Annotated in this window: 10 protein-coding genes and 1 pseudogene; 6 read left to right on the top strand and 5 right to left on the bottom strand. The window is 32.5% G+C overall.

The features are described 5' to 3' along the window. Positions 1-5: 5 nt before the first annotated feature. The 3 genes from BT156_RS02745 to dinB all read right to left on the bottom strand — a co-directional run bounded on the left by BT156_RS02745 (position 6) and on the right by dinB (position 5,878). Positions 6-1,229, bottom strand: a complete 1,224-nt coding sequence (locus tag BT156_RS02745) for a tyrosine-type recombinase/integrase (RefSeq protein WP_072407012.1) — start codon at positions 1,227-1,229, stop codon at positions 6-8. Positions 1,230-1,654: 425 nt separating this feature from the next. After that, positions 1,655-4,711: a DNA polymerase III subunit alpha gene (locus tag BT156_RS02740; RefSeq protein ID WP_072407010.1), complete on the bottom strand. Its 3,057-nt coding sequence runs from the start codon at positions 4,709-4,711 to the stop codon at positions 1,655-1,657. An 18-nt stretch (positions 4,712-4,729) separates the two neighbouring features. After that, positions 4,730-5,878 carry a DNA polymerase IV gene (gene dinB / locus BT156_RS02735; protein ID WP_072407008.1) on the bottom strand — a complete coding sequence of 383 codons (1,149 nt, stop codon included), beginning with the start codon at positions 5,876-5,878 and terminating at the stop codon, positions 4,730-4,732. A 61-nt stretch (positions 5,879-5,939) separates the two neighbouring features. On the opposite strand from dinB, the gene BT156_RS02730 reads away from it, so the two are divergent. The 5 genes from BT156_RS02730 to BT156_RS02710 all read left to right on the top strand — a co-directional run bounded on the left by BT156_RS02730 (position 5,940) and on the right by BT156_RS02710 (position 12,896). Further along, the gene (locus BT156_RS02730; protein WP_072407006.1) at positions 5,940-6,716 is read left to right on the top strand and encodes an XRE family transcriptional regulator; all 777 of its coding nucleotides are present in this window, start codon (positions 5,940-5,942) and stop codon (positions 6,714-6,716) included. Between the two features lie 20 nt (positions 6,717-6,736). After that, positions 6,737-6,964: a hypothetical protein gene (locus tag BT156_RS02725; RefSeq protein WP_072407004.1), complete on the top strand. Its 228-nt coding sequence runs from the start codon at positions 6,737-6,739 to the stop codon at positions 6,962-6,964. 65 nt (positions 6,965-7,029) lie between these two features. Then, positions 7,030-7,635 carry an alpha-ketoglutarate-dependent dioxygenase AlkB family protein gene (locus BT156_RS02720; protein ID WP_072407002.1) on the top strand — a complete coding sequence of 202 codons (606 nt, stop codon included), beginning with the start codon at positions 7,030-7,032 and terminating at the stop codon, positions 7,633-7,635. 307 nt (positions 7,636-7,942) lie between these two features. Next, positions 7,943-8,167: a superinfection immunity protein gene (locus tag BT156_RS22565; RefSeq protein WP_072407000.1), complete on the top strand. Its 225-nt coding sequence runs from the start codon at positions 7,943-7,945 to the stop codon at positions 8,165-8,167. Positions 8,168-8,855: 688 nt separating this feature from the next. Continuing rightward, positions 8,856-12,896 (top strand): hypothetical protein, encoded by a 4,041-nt coding sequence (locus BT156_RS02710; RefSeq protein ID WP_072406998.1) that lies wholly within the window; start codon positions 8,856-8,858, stop codon positions 12,894-12,896. Positions 12,897-13,010: 114 nt separating this feature from the next. On the opposite strand, the gene BT156_RS22455 is transcribed toward BT156_RS02710, so the two are convergent. Together BT156_RS22455 and BT156_RS22560 are read right to left on the bottom strand one after the other, a co-directional pair. Continuing rightward, on the bottom strand, positions 13,011-13,142 hold the full coding sequence (locus BT156_RS22455; protein ID WP_262484295.1) for a hypothetical protein: 132 nt from the start codon (positions 13,140-13,142) through the stop codon (positions 13,011-13,013). A 2-nt stretch (positions 13,143-13,144) separates the two neighbouring features. Next, a complete protein-coding gene (locus BT156_RS22560) occupies positions 13,145-13,399 on the bottom strand; it encodes a DUF6602 domain-containing protein (RefSeq protein WP_354066846.1) in 255 nt (84 codons plus the stop codon). Between the two features lie 383 nt (positions 13,400-13,782). Between BT156_RS22560 and BT156_RS22630 the strand changes: the two are divergent. Continuing rightward, positions 13,783-14,025: pseudogene (locus tag BT156_RS22630) on the top strand (IS982 family transposase); the annotation flags it as partial.

The following is a 14,025-nucleotide window of genomic DNA, read 5'->3' as shown; positions in this document are numbered from 1 at the left end:
TTTCATTATTTAAAATTTGCTTGTAAGTAAAAATTATGATCAACCACGGGTACATCTAAGGAGCATTCCAGTAAATTTTCTATACTTATATGTAAATAATCCATTGTTACCACTGTGTTTGTATGCCCCAATGTATCTGAAATTATAGATATAGGAACTCGATTCTTCAATAAGTTAGTTGCCAAGCTATGTCGTAGTGCATGACTGCCGTGCTTCCTTGTACTATAATCAATATTGGCTTTTTTCAAATAATTACGGATATTATTATAAAATGCATTACTTGTCATCGTTGTATATGGACCAAGTTCTCTTAGAAATATATACTTTGATTTTATTTTAGGTCTTCCATTTTTGATATAATCAATTATCGCTTCGCCAATATCAGTCAGTAAAGGCAGCTCAATAGGGACTTTTGTTTTGAATTGTTCTAAACGAATTATATTGTTCTTCCAATCAATATTCGAAAATTTCAGAAATCTAATATCTGAAGATCTAAATCCCAATCTAGTTGCCAATAAAATCATAGCATAATCTCTTTTTCCCTTTGATATTGTTCTATTTACATTCTGTTCAAGCCGTAAAATTTCATCCGCTGTATAATATGTCTGGATTTTATTTCTAACTCTTATTTTTAGATGATCTAAAATCTTTGCCGTTCGACGATCAATAATTCCATCATCATAAAGTTTTTTTAGTGCAGCCCTTAATATTGTTGCACTGTGATCTTTGCAATTTCTTACCGATGACATAAAATCAAGAAGTTTTTCAGCAGTAAGATCTTTCAGTGATGATACATTTTCGTAGTGCATTCGCTCACAAAATTTGTAAAGACATCGATAATAATTATTTCTTGTATCCGTTTTTAATTTTTTCTCAATGACGTGTTTCTCTAAAAACTCTGTAAAATAAGGACCTATGTGCCCTGGAAATGGCGCATCATACTTTGTTCGGGAAATTCTTAATATCCAACGTTCCTGAAGCATTCCGTTTAACAATGTAATATAACGTTCATCATAATGATGACATTTCCGTTTACTGATTATTGTATCTCTGTGCTTTAGATAGACTTTTCCAACTTCGGGTGTGTAAATTTCAGTTGAATTTTGTTTCATGTATGCGAGAAGCCTATTATACTCGATTGATAAGCGTTCTATCATACTGCTTGAATATATATTCTCTTTGATATACGTTTCAAGCTGTAAATGTAGTTCGTGAATGTTTTTTTGCATAATATTAATATAAAAAGTTAAAAATTGTTTCTTTTTTAAATAATGGAAAGAATGCTATTTATCTCTCTATATCAATACTTTGATTCCTAGCAAATTTAATGATGGAATTTTATGCAGATATTTTTTTATATCAGCAATATTTTTTATATTTGCTATAATAAAATAAGATATAAGGGACTAAAGAAATCTCTTTTTTCCATATTCTTGTTTAAACGAAAAAGTTAAAATCTGTCGGTGGCCTAATACTAACAGATTTTTTTATTTTCACAAACTTATGAAATTTTCACAAAAAACTTGTATTTTTTCCGAAAAACATTTAAATGAATGGATTTTAGTAAATACTTAGTAAGTACTCAGTAAATACTTTACACATTTTGTATATACTTTATATATAAAGTATATAATGATTGAACAAAATGTTATTACTAAAAGATAGAATTGTATCTAGGTAATCCAATTTCATTTTCTTTTGGATAAGGTTTTCTATTGGTCATACTCACATCTTCTTTAATCTGCTGGTGGATATCATATTGTTTTTCTTTATCATAGGAATAACGAGGATCAGGAATCATGGGCATCTTTGCCATCTTATGAATGGTAATCGTTGGAAAATGATAATCTACTTCTACAGTTCCCAAAAGTAAATAACATCCACCTCCCTGAAAATCATATTGTTTCAAACTATCCGGAAAATGAGCTGTATCAAAATAATCTCCGTTCACATCGATCCAGGTTCCGAAATACATTTCTCCTTTTCTGGTTGGGACGTGTTTTCTGGCAATCAGATAAGCTAGCATCTTTACTTGTCGTTTATGAAACTTTAATAAATCTTTTACAAATACAGAACCTCTGCATTTGGTCTGCAACAAATCAAAAGGACTGCATGAAACCGGAAAACCTAGCAATTCAATTTCATCGAAAGCATCCTCAAAATTTTCTCTTTTGAGCTCCGGAAGCTTAAACTCTTCGACAGGTTCTTCAATTAGTAGTAAGCCTCGATTCTCTGGTTTAAAATTCACTAATAATACTCTAGCCTCTACGAGCAATTCGTTTTTAGGTTTACCCGTAAAACGAAATGCGCCGATAAAAATTAAGGTCTGGATCGTTTCAATACCAATCTGAATGCGTTTGACAAAGTCTTGTAAAGATTGATAATTTCCATTCTTTTCCCGCTCTTCAACAATCTCGTGGGCAATCTTAGTCTCCAGTCCTTCCAGAAGCATTAATCCTAAATAGATGTCCTTTCCTTTTAACGCCGTTTGGAACTCACTTGAATTGACACAGGGAACCTGAACATTTCCTCCAGACATTTTTGCTTCATGAATATAAACTTCTGTACGGTAAAATCCGCCCTGATTATTAATCACCGAAACCATGAATTCCAATGGATAATATACTTTCAGATATAAACTCTGGTAACTTTCTACTGCGTAAGAAGCTGAGTGTGCTTTACAGAAAGAATATCCTGCAAAAGATTCAATCTGGCGAAAAGCTTCAGCAGTAAGCGCTTCCGAATGCCCTTGATTTTTACAGGAATTAAAAAAATTGACTTTTACTTCATTCAGTTTTTCAATGGATCGCTCTTTTCCACTCATTGCTCTGCGGAGAATATCGCCATCAGCATGAGTAAGCCCGCCGAAATACTGTGCAATTTTGATGACATCTTCCTGATACACCATAATTCCATACGTTTCTTTTAAATTTTCTTCAAAAACAGAATGAAAATATTCGAACTGATCTGGATGATTATGCCTGAAGATATATTCACGCATCATACCGCTCTGTGCTACACCCGGTCTGATAATAGAGGAAGCCGCAACGAGAATTCTGTAATTGTCACATTTTAATCTTCTTAAAAGTCCACGCATGGCAGGAGATTCAATGTAAAAACAACCAATTGTTCTTCCTATTGCCAAATATTCATTGGCTTTTTCTTCATCTTTGGAAATTCTTGTATCTCGAATATCAACATCAATTCCTCTTGTTTTTTTTATAAGATCTACGGTATCCTTTATCGTTCCAAGTCCTCTTTGGGACAAGATATCAAACTTTTCCAATTTAATGTCTTCCGCTACATTCATATCGAACTGAACAATCGGAAATCCTTTTGGCGGCATTTCAAGTGCGGAATACTGAGTAATAGGCTCATCAGAAATTAAAATTCCGCAAGCGTGCATGCTTCGTTGATTTGGAAATTTTTCCATTAACTTAACGTATGTATGGATTGTTTGAACAACCGAATTCGTCTCATGAATTTCCATAGTTTTTTTAGTCAGTTCATCTAGCTCATCTTTAGGCAGCCCAAAAACTTTCCCTACTTCTCTAAATCTTGATTTGTATTTAAACTCCACATTGGTTCCGCAGAAAGCAACATGATCTTTTCCGTACCTGTTAAAGATATATTCCAGAATCGCATCTCTGTTCTGCCAGCTCCAGTCAATATCAAAATCCGGAGGGCTTTTTCTGTTAAGGTTTAGGAATCTTTCAAAATATAGATCAAGTTCCAAAGGACATATATCAGTAATTCCTATGCAGTAACTGACAATGGAGTTGGCTCCGCTTCCACGACCAACATGCATGAATCCCATTCTGTTGCTGTATCGTACAATATCCCACGTGATCAGAAAATAAGAACAGAAGTTAAGTTCGTCAATTACTTTTAGTTCTTTCTCTACCCTTATTTTTGCGGTTTCATTGTCCTTTCCATAACGTTTCTCCAATCCCAAATATGCCAACCTTCTCAAAAGCTTAACATCAGATTCTTTGGACTTAGTATAGTATTGCTTATTCTTAACTTTTTCAAAATCAAATTCAAAACTACAGGTTTCCAACAATTTTTCGGTATTCTTTATGATTTCAGGATACCTTTGAAAAGCCTTGATAATCGAATCTCTAGATTTAAAATACTCTGATTTCCTGCAAACATCTTGTTCAGAAAGTTTCGATAGCAAGGTATTGTTGTCAATAGCCCTTAAGATCCTATGAAGATTATATTCTTTTTTAGTACTGAAAGTAACAGGATGAAAAACCATCATTTTCGGAATCAGCATTTTAAATTCAGGACGGATCAAAAGATTCAGTTCTTCTTCCAGAATTCCAATAAACTCATTGTCTTTCAACTTTGAAGGAATGTTATCAATCGGATATACTACAAACACGTTTTTAAATATAGGGGCAACCTCAGAAAGTTCCTCACCATTACAATTGTAATCTGTCAACACTATATTGACTTCACCAATTCCGGAGAACTCTTTTGCAATAGCAACGTAAAGCAGTCTGTTTTCTTTTCTGATTTCAATTCCGGCAATAGGTTTAATTCCTACTTTTTCACATTCCTTCTTGAAATCATAAATCGCAGTAATGGTATTGATATCTGTCAATACTAATTCCTTAATACCTAAAGAATGTGCCTGCCGTACCAACTCTTCTACAGATAAAGTGCCGTAACGAAGGCTATGAAAAGAATGACAATTCAGAAACATAATAGAAGGTTTTATACGTTATTTTCCAAAATCAAAACCGGATGCCCTACCGACTGCATCAGCACCAAACCGGTTCTTTAAGTAATCCATTGTCTGATACAAGCTCATCTGCTCTTCTGTATCTTCAAATAGATTCATTTGATGATTACCATGCACCAGCCCGGTAAATCGTAATCCAACTAATCTCAGTCTCATTCTTCTTGTATAAACCTGATTAAAAAGTTCCAGTGCTACTCTCGAAAGCGTATGATCAGCGGAAGTGTAAGCTACTTTATACTGTTTGGTTTCTGTATCGAAATTGGCATAACGAATCTTTACGACCACGGTTGAAGTCAGCCATTTTTCCTGTCTTAATTGATAAGCCAACTTTTCTGCCATTCCCGATATAAGCCTTTTGAGCTCGATAATATCCATCGTATCATTTGTAAATGTTCTTTCCGTTGAAATCGACTTTCTTTCCGAATATGGAACAACAGGGTTTTCATCAATACCATTGGCTTTTTTCCATAATTCTTTCCCATTTACTCCAATCATCTGCTGAAGCACGAGTACCGGCATTTCAGCCAAAGTATGAATAGTACGGATCCCAATCCTTGACAACAGTTGAAAGGTCTTATCGCCAACCATCGGAATCTTCTTAATGGATAAAGGATTTAAAAATGACTGCACTTCCATTTCCTTAATTTCCAGACTTCCCACAGGTTTTGATTCCCCGGTTCCGATTTTTGAGACGGTTTTGTTGGTAGATAAGGCAAAACTTATTGGAAGTCCAGCTTCTTTTTTTACTGCTGCTGCAATTTCCTGAGTCCATTGATAGCAACCGAAAAATTGATCCATTCCGGAAAGATCCAAGTAAAATTCATCTATGCTCGCTTTTTCCATCACAGGAACTTTTTCTTGAATAATTTCAGTAACAGTATGAGATAAATTAGAATACAATTCATGATCTCCCCGAATGACTTTAGCGTCTGGGCATAATCTGAGTGCCATTCGAATTGGCATGGCTGAGCGTACTCCGAACTTACGTGCTTCATAAGAACACGATGCAACCACCCCACGGTCTCCACCTCCAATAATTAAGGGAATTCCGTCAAGTTGGGTATTATTACGTCTCTCGCAGGATACAAAAAATGTATCCAGATCCATATGTACAATCGCACGATTCATGTCACAAAGCTAGATACTATTTGTATCATTTTTTGTATATTTGCAGATACAATTTGTATCAATGTCAATTTTTTCAGAAAACATCAGGTTTTTAAGGACTCAAAAAAAATTATCACAACATGAACTTGCTGATAAAATTTTAATGAGCAGAGTGCGTTATTCGAAATATGAGGATGGACGTTCTGAACCTCCCTATGAGCTGCTTATCAGAATTTCAAAATATTTCAATTTGAGTATTGATCTGCTTCTTACTGTGGATATCAGAAAATATCCGCTAGAAGATATCTTAAAACTTCCGGATAATAGGATTGTTTTGCCAGTGGTAGTAGATCAATTAGGCAATAACAGCATTGAAATTGTGCCTCAAAAAGCATCTATGGGCTATCTATCGGGGTATAGTGACCCAGAATATATTGAAAATTTACAAAGAATTACGCTTCCATTTCTGACTGGTGGAAAGTTTAGAGCTTTTCCTGCCCAAGGAGATTCTATGCCACCATTTAAAGATGGTTCTTATATTATCGGAAAATATATTGAAAATATTGATGATCTAAAACTGAATAAAAGTTATGTTTTTGTGACTTTGAACGATGGTATTTCTTATAAAAGATTTATTTCCAGAAATAAGAAATCAATAACTGTTGCCGCTGACAACTCTTTTTATAAATCTTATGATATTCCTCTGGGAGAAGTTGTAGAAGTCTGGCAATACGCATCAGGAATTTTTCCCGAAGATTTTGAACCTGATAACTTTGAAAATTATAATTTAAAAGAAATGTTTCTGGAAATCAGAAAAGATATTCAAGGTCTTGATGAAAAGATTTCAAAAAACAATTAGAAAAAAACTTACATTATTTAATGATCATCTCTTACTACGATTTTCAGAACTTACCAGACCGTCAGGCGCAGTATGATTTCACTCTTGCTCACGGACGTTTAATCAGCGAAAGAACCACTTCCCAATCAAAATATATTTTGTACGAAGTTTCAAATTTTTCGGTAGAACTTATTTATGATATCGTTCACCATAAAATTATCAGTATGAATCTTTTTGAAAATAAGTTTTCCTATTTGAACAAAAATTAAAAACTACCATAAAATCCCATCTAAACGAGATATTAAGTATTAAATATTTTAAAGTAAATACTACAGTGAGCCAACTCAGTTTATTTAATTCAGAAGACCTTTATGAGTTTCCAAAAAACCTTTTGGAATATAGAGAACATTTTCTAGCTCCAAAAGAAGCCGACCAACTAAAAAAGCATTTGCTATCTACAGTTCCATGGAAGCAACGTACCCAGAAAATGTATGATAAAACTGTATTGACTCCTCGACTCACTGCATGGTACAGCGATAAGAAAACTTTCGAATCTGCAGACAAGACATCAGATACTAATCTATGGACACCCGAACTCATATTTCTAAAAGAAAGAGTTGAAAAAGAATTTGGTTATCAATTCAATGGTGTTTTGTTGAATCTCTACAGAGACCACAATGATTCCGTTGCCTGGCATCGGGATAAAGAAAGCAAATATGGGAAACGACCGATTATTGCTTCAATAAGCCTGGGACAAACAAGAAATTTTGACTTTAGAAAAGTAGATCATCATCAGAGCAAATATAGTCTTCCTCTTCCTCATGGATCATTATTAATTATGAAAGGTGATTTACAAGAGCACTGGGAACACAGAATTGCTAAGTCTAGTATTCCAATGGAAGAACGTATTAATTTAACTTTCCGTTTGCGAACTGTATAATTATAATAAAAAGCAGCCCTAAAGATGCTTTATTTACAATACATTTTTTATTCTTTAAGAATAAACGACGGTTATTTTTATTAGATAACTTTTAATTTTGATTTTATATATTTGTTTATAAATTAAAATAACGTCAAGCGTAAGCTATCGTTTTGGTACATAAAGCCGCGAACTTTAAAATGATAACCAAAAATGATAGACTTACGCCCATGCTTATACGGCGTGGGCTAAGTCTTTCTGGTTATCGGGTACTTCGCGGCACCTATGTACGGATTGATATTAGTTCCACGCTTTCTAATAAATAAGCATGATACAAATTTTGACCGTAACTACACAACAAGAAGAAGGAGGAGCATTATTTCTAAAAATAATTTTGTTCATATATTTCATTCCTTCGATGATAGCTTTACTTCGTCTTCCTGTACTGAAGTTTAAATTTCTAATCGTTTTATTAGTTAATGTATTCTTTGGATGGACAGTGTATGGTTGGTGGCTTTCTTTTATAAAAGCGGTATCTAGCAGCAAAGGATAATCTATAATATAAGACTTTTAAGTAATTCATATATGATGATAAAGGTAGTTTTAAAAGTCTCAGAAAGCGAAATTAATCATATATTAAGCAAGCTCGTAAAACTGGGAATTAACAATATAAAAATTAAAAAGAAACGGGAAAAATTAAATCTTTTTCGTTATAAAAATATGCTTGATGGTAAAAATTTTGATCAAAAAATGTAAAATTAATGGAAATGCTTTAACGAGAATACTGAATAACAAAATGCTTAAAGTATCAAATTATTCTTTAAGCATTTTGTTATACTGTTTATTATATTTATAATAGATCAATGGTTAAGAAACATTGACTAGCTCAGAGAATGAATAGTTATGATTTTATCATATGCTGTCATTAAAGCTCCTTAAAGATATATTTATGTATATTAGCATTACTAATAACTTTCAATGCCACTTACTTTTAAAACCTCTCTCAGTAAAGAGATAAAAGAAAAAATCAGATTAAATCATAAGGAATTACTTAAAAGTCTAATATTACTAGATAAAAACAAGAATAATAAATCATATTTCTAGTAAAAAACTAGTAATCTCTTCAATTTCAAATAAAATAACTTTGCATTAGATTATTTAATTTTACGGTAATCCGTAATATTAATAGTTACTTAGTTAGTATTTTTGAAATTTATCATTTAAATTAGATCAAAACACTTATGTCAGCCATTTCAGCATTAAAGGGTTATAGAACTCAATTCCTGTATTCATTACATTATATCTTATCCACCTTGTCAGATGATTTTATATACAGATTAGAAGGAGAAGAGGATTTGGATGTGTTAGACAAGAATGGTCAACTTCTATATGCAATACAGCTAAAAAATTTAGGAAAGCCTATCACGTTGTCTGACATTCTTTCAGACAGTAAAACTTCATTCATTAAAAGATTCTTGGATAACTACTGTGACGCAACCCCCATACTTGTGTCTTATGGAAAAATAAGTGAAGACCTTAAAAATTGGAATGGACATAAGAATAGCATTAGTGAAAAAGAAAAATCTAATTTAAAGAAGTATAAAATAACTTCAGATGATTGGAAAATAGTTAAGAACAAAACACAATTTTCAGAAATTAACGAAGAGTTAATTGCAGACGAAGTTGAGCAATTAATGAAGGATAACTTTACAGAGATTGACCCTATACCAACCATCGGATATTTATTGTATTGGCTACAGTTTATTGCAGAAAAACAACAGCCAATTACAAAAAAAGATTTCTATAACAAAGTTCAGTACTTTGCTAAATATCTAAGTGAGAGGATTGCTATTCACAATCAATATGGCTTGGTTCTAAAACCATTACATAAAATTTCAACGGACGATGTAAATCGTCAGCAGTTAGAGAAAGAATTCTACAATGCGACATTAACAAGGTATGAACATATTTTATTGGGTCTTGATGTTAATAGAGAAAAGCATTTAGAGAAAATTAACGAAGAGCTACAGGCAAATAATGCTGTAATGATTAAAGGTGCATCTGGGCAAGGGAAAACAGTTTTGTTATATAGTTATGTGCATAAATATATCAATCATTGGCTTTCTTTTGAACTTAATATTCAGGAAGACCCTATAATTACTCAACAGTCAATTCAAGCGATTGCATCTATAAGCAGAAAGTTAGATATCCCCACAGTTTTTGTTATAAACGTTACACCCAATACTACTGAATGGGTTAAAATAATTAAAGAATCTTCACATCTAAAGCATATCAAGTTTCTTGTTGCAGTAAGGAATGAAGATTGGTACAGAGCTTCTGCCATAGGTATTGAGTTTGAATACAAAGAAATAGACTTGTCACTTACCAAAGAAGAAGCAGAAATCATTTACTTAAAACTAAATGAAAGAAACCAAATAAACCATTTTACCGATTTTGAGCAAGCTTGGATTCAGTTAGGTGATGATTCTCCATTATTAGAATTTGTTTATTCCATTACACAAGGAGATTCCTTATTCAATAAATTAAAGCAACAGATTTTACAAATACATCGGGAAAATAATCAAAATGCCAGTCAACAAATTGAGTTCTTAAAAATTGTAAGTCTTGCCGATTCTTTAGGTTCGAAGATTGATGTTTCAAAATTGAGTTCAAATATTGACTATCAATTTATAATTGAAAAATTAGAAAATGAATATCTGATTAAAAAATCTTCTGACCGAAAATACATTCAAGGGTTGCATATAGTACGCTCGCAAAAGTTGACGGAAATCTTATTTGATGAATTTATTAATCATAAAGAAGACTACGCTTACAAAGCAATAGCATTATTAGCCGAAGAAGATTTGTATCTTTTTCTATTACAGCTATTCAATCTTGATATTTTAAAATCAGACAAATTCATTCAAAAATTAAATGAAGATATTTTTGTAGAAAACTGGACTACATACGCATCATCTGTAAAAGCTCTTATATGGCTTGGCACAAAACAATATGTGCATAATAATCAAAAAGTTTTGGATGAATGCAGAGCACTTTATGGTGGAGCTTGGTATTTCTTCGTTGACTTTAAGTTCGGTGTTGACTATGATAAGAATGGATTGCTTGATGTGTTTAATGTAGATGATGAACATAGAAAAAAGATAGACCAAATAAATGAAAATTTAACTCCGAAAGAAACCATTTTCAATTTAGCAACGGAAGTATTAAATAAACTTACTTTTCCAAGTAAACTACCTTCTACAATACTTGAATGGAAATCTTTCGGAGAGTCTTTGTTTTGGCTAAAAAATATTCCAAATGATAAACAAACTGTAGAAATTTATGAAGAAGAAAAGTTTGAAAAAGCTTTTAAAATAATGGACAGTAAAAGCTTATCTAAATTAATGTTAGGTATGTATTCTTATTCGACTGAATTGGATACTATTAGAAAGAAGTATGTAGAACATTTTGTAAAGAAAATAAAGGAAGAATTTGATATTGTACATTTCGATTTTAATGGAGAAGAAATAACTATTCATTTCATTATTGATATTCTAAAAAATACAGAATTAAGGTCAAGCAATGATTTTGTTATTAATATTTTAGACATTATAAGAACAGCTTTGCCAGAGAAGAAGAAATTCAATTCTCAAGGATATGGTCATCGTCTGCAAACCTTAGCAGTCGATTATGATTCAACCCATAAAACAATGCCAATTGAAAATATGCCTTTGGAAGAATGGGTAAATATTAACGCTTCTATGACCAACCTTTACGATTATGAAGATAGACCAGCCGATTGGAAAGAATATTTAGTTCAACTCAATCAATGGGAAAATCTAATTAAACAAAAGATAAACGAGTTTAATAGTTCATTTGCAAAACTCTTTGCAGGCAGTAAAACATATACACCTGTAGTTCCTGTTATGCATAATGCCTTTTTTAAAATGTCTGAAAACGTTAAAGAACCAAAATTGATAACTGATTCTTTAGGAATATATGGCGGGAAAAAGAAAGATTCGACATCCGACAATCAAAGAGAGCAACTAAACAAAAAGTTACAGTCAAAATACGAGCGTTATTTTAAGAGTCTTTCTGATTTCAAAGGAAGCGTAGAAATTTTTCTTCAACAATCCGCAAAAACACTTTACTCAAAAATTCAATTAAAAACTGAAGAAGGGCATATTTACGATGAAAATATTGAGCGATTATCGCAAACTAATCTTTATGATGCAATAGATAAACTTGCTGAATATAATACTCAATATAAAAATGTTTTAGGAAACATTAATACTAAACATGATTCTAAAGTGGAAGTAAATTCATTACTTACTGCAGCTGTCATTTGGAAAGATTTTTTGAACGACAACAATAAAGGAGAACGTTCATTCAATCGAGTACTAAAATTAAAGTCTGATTTTGAAAATAGAATAATAAAGGAGTTTAAACAAGCCTCTAAAGCTAATTACTTTACAATAAAATATGTCAATAATAAAACTACAGCCGATAAGCCAATCGTAATAATTGATGGTCAAAGTCCGTTTTGGTCATTAATGGGATTTAAAGAAGCTTATAATATTCTTAATAAAGCCATTGATAATCCGGAATACACAAGCCTAAAGTATTTGATGTTACAAATAGGTTTTTCAAACTTTTATTTCATTCAAACAGTTCAGAATAAAACCCTAAACAATCATTGGAATGAGGTAAGACTTTATATGCTAAAAGATAAAACATTTGAAGAATTATCTGTTATTAATGCAATTACAAAAACTGTAGAAGAAGATATTCGTACAAAACTAAATGTAGATAGTTGGGCGCAATTATATCCTGAATTTAATAAAATTAATAAAGCAGGCGAAGCATATGGAAAACTACTTTTCTTGGTTGACCATTTCTATGACTTGAGGTTATTTGATGAAATTGAACTTTCAGAATCTGATAAAAATACTCTGCAACAACATTTGAATAAGGTTGGTTTAGAGCTACAGCAATCTTTTCAAACGGTATTAGATTCTTTATTCGATTGGACAAATATGTTCCCATTTGATGAAGATACTTACATAGATAGTGAAGAAGAGCAAGAGTATTTTAAAGCGATGTTCAGTATCAGGGATTATATCTTCCCTGAACCTAAAGGCGATGAAGAAGACTATCGATTAGCAATTAATATGGAAATAGTTTCCGGGTGGGTAGAACGATTGAAAGTTTGTACGGAAAGTTGGGGAATATTTATACTATTACTTTCTGGAAAATATATAACAAAATATAAAACAAAATAACAATATTAATATTTACTAATAATGAAGATATGTAGGGTTCAATATCTTTAAAAATCCTATTTGGTCTTAAAAAACGACAATTATTTCCAAATGATTATTTTATTGGCGTACAATCTATTTTCCGTCAGGATGAGCATCAAAAATTGGGGGATTCTTAAAAGCTTTGCTAAATATTGCTGCTGTTATAGGTGCTGATGCTATAGGAGCTGCTGCTGGTGCTGCTATCGAAGTGGGTGTCGCAGCCATAGCTACTGGTGTAACTGCACCTGTCGTTGTTCCGGGAATGGCAGTAGCAGTTGATCGTATATGATTACGTCGTAATGTACCATCTGTTCAGAATTCGATATCCCGGGAGAAATGATGAACCCCGAGGTGACGCCGTATCGCTTGGGAAGGAATTCGCTAAGCCACTTTCTGAATTGGGATTCGGAAACTAGGCCATGCCTAGTCTTTACCTGTCTATTACTCTCTTGGTCTTTAGCGATGTCGTAGGCCGCAAGCATTCTGGTTCTAGCTGTAAGGAATTGCCTCCAGCCCTGGGTTGGCATCTTTGCCTGTAGTGGCGATTGCTTATTTTCTTTAGCCATTATTATTGTTTAAAACGTTAATTTACGGATTAATCTCGAGGCCATTTGAAAAGGGCCACATTTTTTACAGTTCTTGAACTACCTCCTGTTCTGTTTCTATTATCTCGAGTTGATCTTTAACTTTTCCTAGATCGGTTTTAGTACTTTCCAACAAGGATTTTTCTTATTTGAGTTTCGTCCATGAGATTATTAATTTAACCTGAGCTCGGGATAAGAAACAGAATAAAAATTTGCAATAAAAAGCAATAATTCGTATATTTAAGTTTCTGACATTCAAATATTTAAACGAACTATTGCTTATGATTTTGAAAGACCAAATTACAAATATTTTTGTACAAGTTGACGATTTTTGTAAAGAATTTGACTCCCAAATCAAGCAAATGAAACTTCAAACACTCGGAGATCACAAAAAGAGAAGAAACAGAAAATCGGTAATGTCGGATTCTGAAATCATTACCATTATGATTGGCTTTCATTTGGGCGCTCACAAAACGTTTAAGCATTATTATAAGCAAATTGTTTGTGGTTATTGGAAAGATTTA

Origin of the sequence: Chryseobacterium limigenitum, from assembly GCF_900114875.1 — a bacterium.
GTDB lineage: Bacteria > Bacteroidota > Bacteroidia > Flavobacteriales > Weeksellaceae > Chryseobacterium > Chryseobacterium limigenitum.
Note: the sequence above shows the minus strand (reverse complement) of the source record. Positions and strands in the feature narration are given on the sequence as shown.

Excerpts from the sequence above, each read along its gene's own strand:
- BT156_RS02745 (WP_072407012.1), bottom strand. The coding sequence starts at position 1,229 with ATGCAAAAAAACATTCACGAACTACATTTACAGCTTGAAACGTATATC.
- BT156_RS02740 (WP_072407010.1), bottom strand. The coding sequence starts at position 4,711 with ATGTTTCTGAATTGTCATTCTTTTCATAGCCTTCGTTACGGCACTTTA.
- dinB (WP_072407008.1), bottom strand. The coding sequence starts at position 5,878 with ATGAATCGTGCGATTGTACATATGGATCTGGATACATTTTTTGTATCC.
- BT156_RS02730 (WP_072407006.1), top strand. The coding sequence starts at position 5,940 with ATGTCAATTTTTTCAGAAAACATCAGGTTTTTAAGGACTCAAAAAAAA.
- BT156_RS02725 (WP_072407004.1), top strand. The coding sequence starts at position 6,737 with ATGATCATCTCTTACTACGATTTTCAGAACTTACCAGACCGTCAGGCG.
- BT156_RS22565 (WP_072407000.1), top strand. The coding sequence starts at position 7,943 with ATGATACAAATTTTGACCGTAACTACACAACAAGAAGAAGGAGGAGCA.
- BT156_RS02710 (WP_072406998.1), top strand. The coding sequence starts at position 8,856 with ATGTCAGCCATTTCAGCATTAAAGGGTTATAGAACTCAATTCCTGTAT.
- BT156_RS22455 (WP_262484295.1), bottom strand. The coding sequence starts at position 13,142 with ATGGCTGCGACACCCACTTCGATAGCAGCACCAGCAGCAGCTCCTATA.
- BT156_RS22560 (WP_354066846.1), bottom strand. The coding sequence starts at position 13,399 with ATGCTTGCGGCCTACGACATCGCTAAAGACCAAGAGAGTAATAGACAG.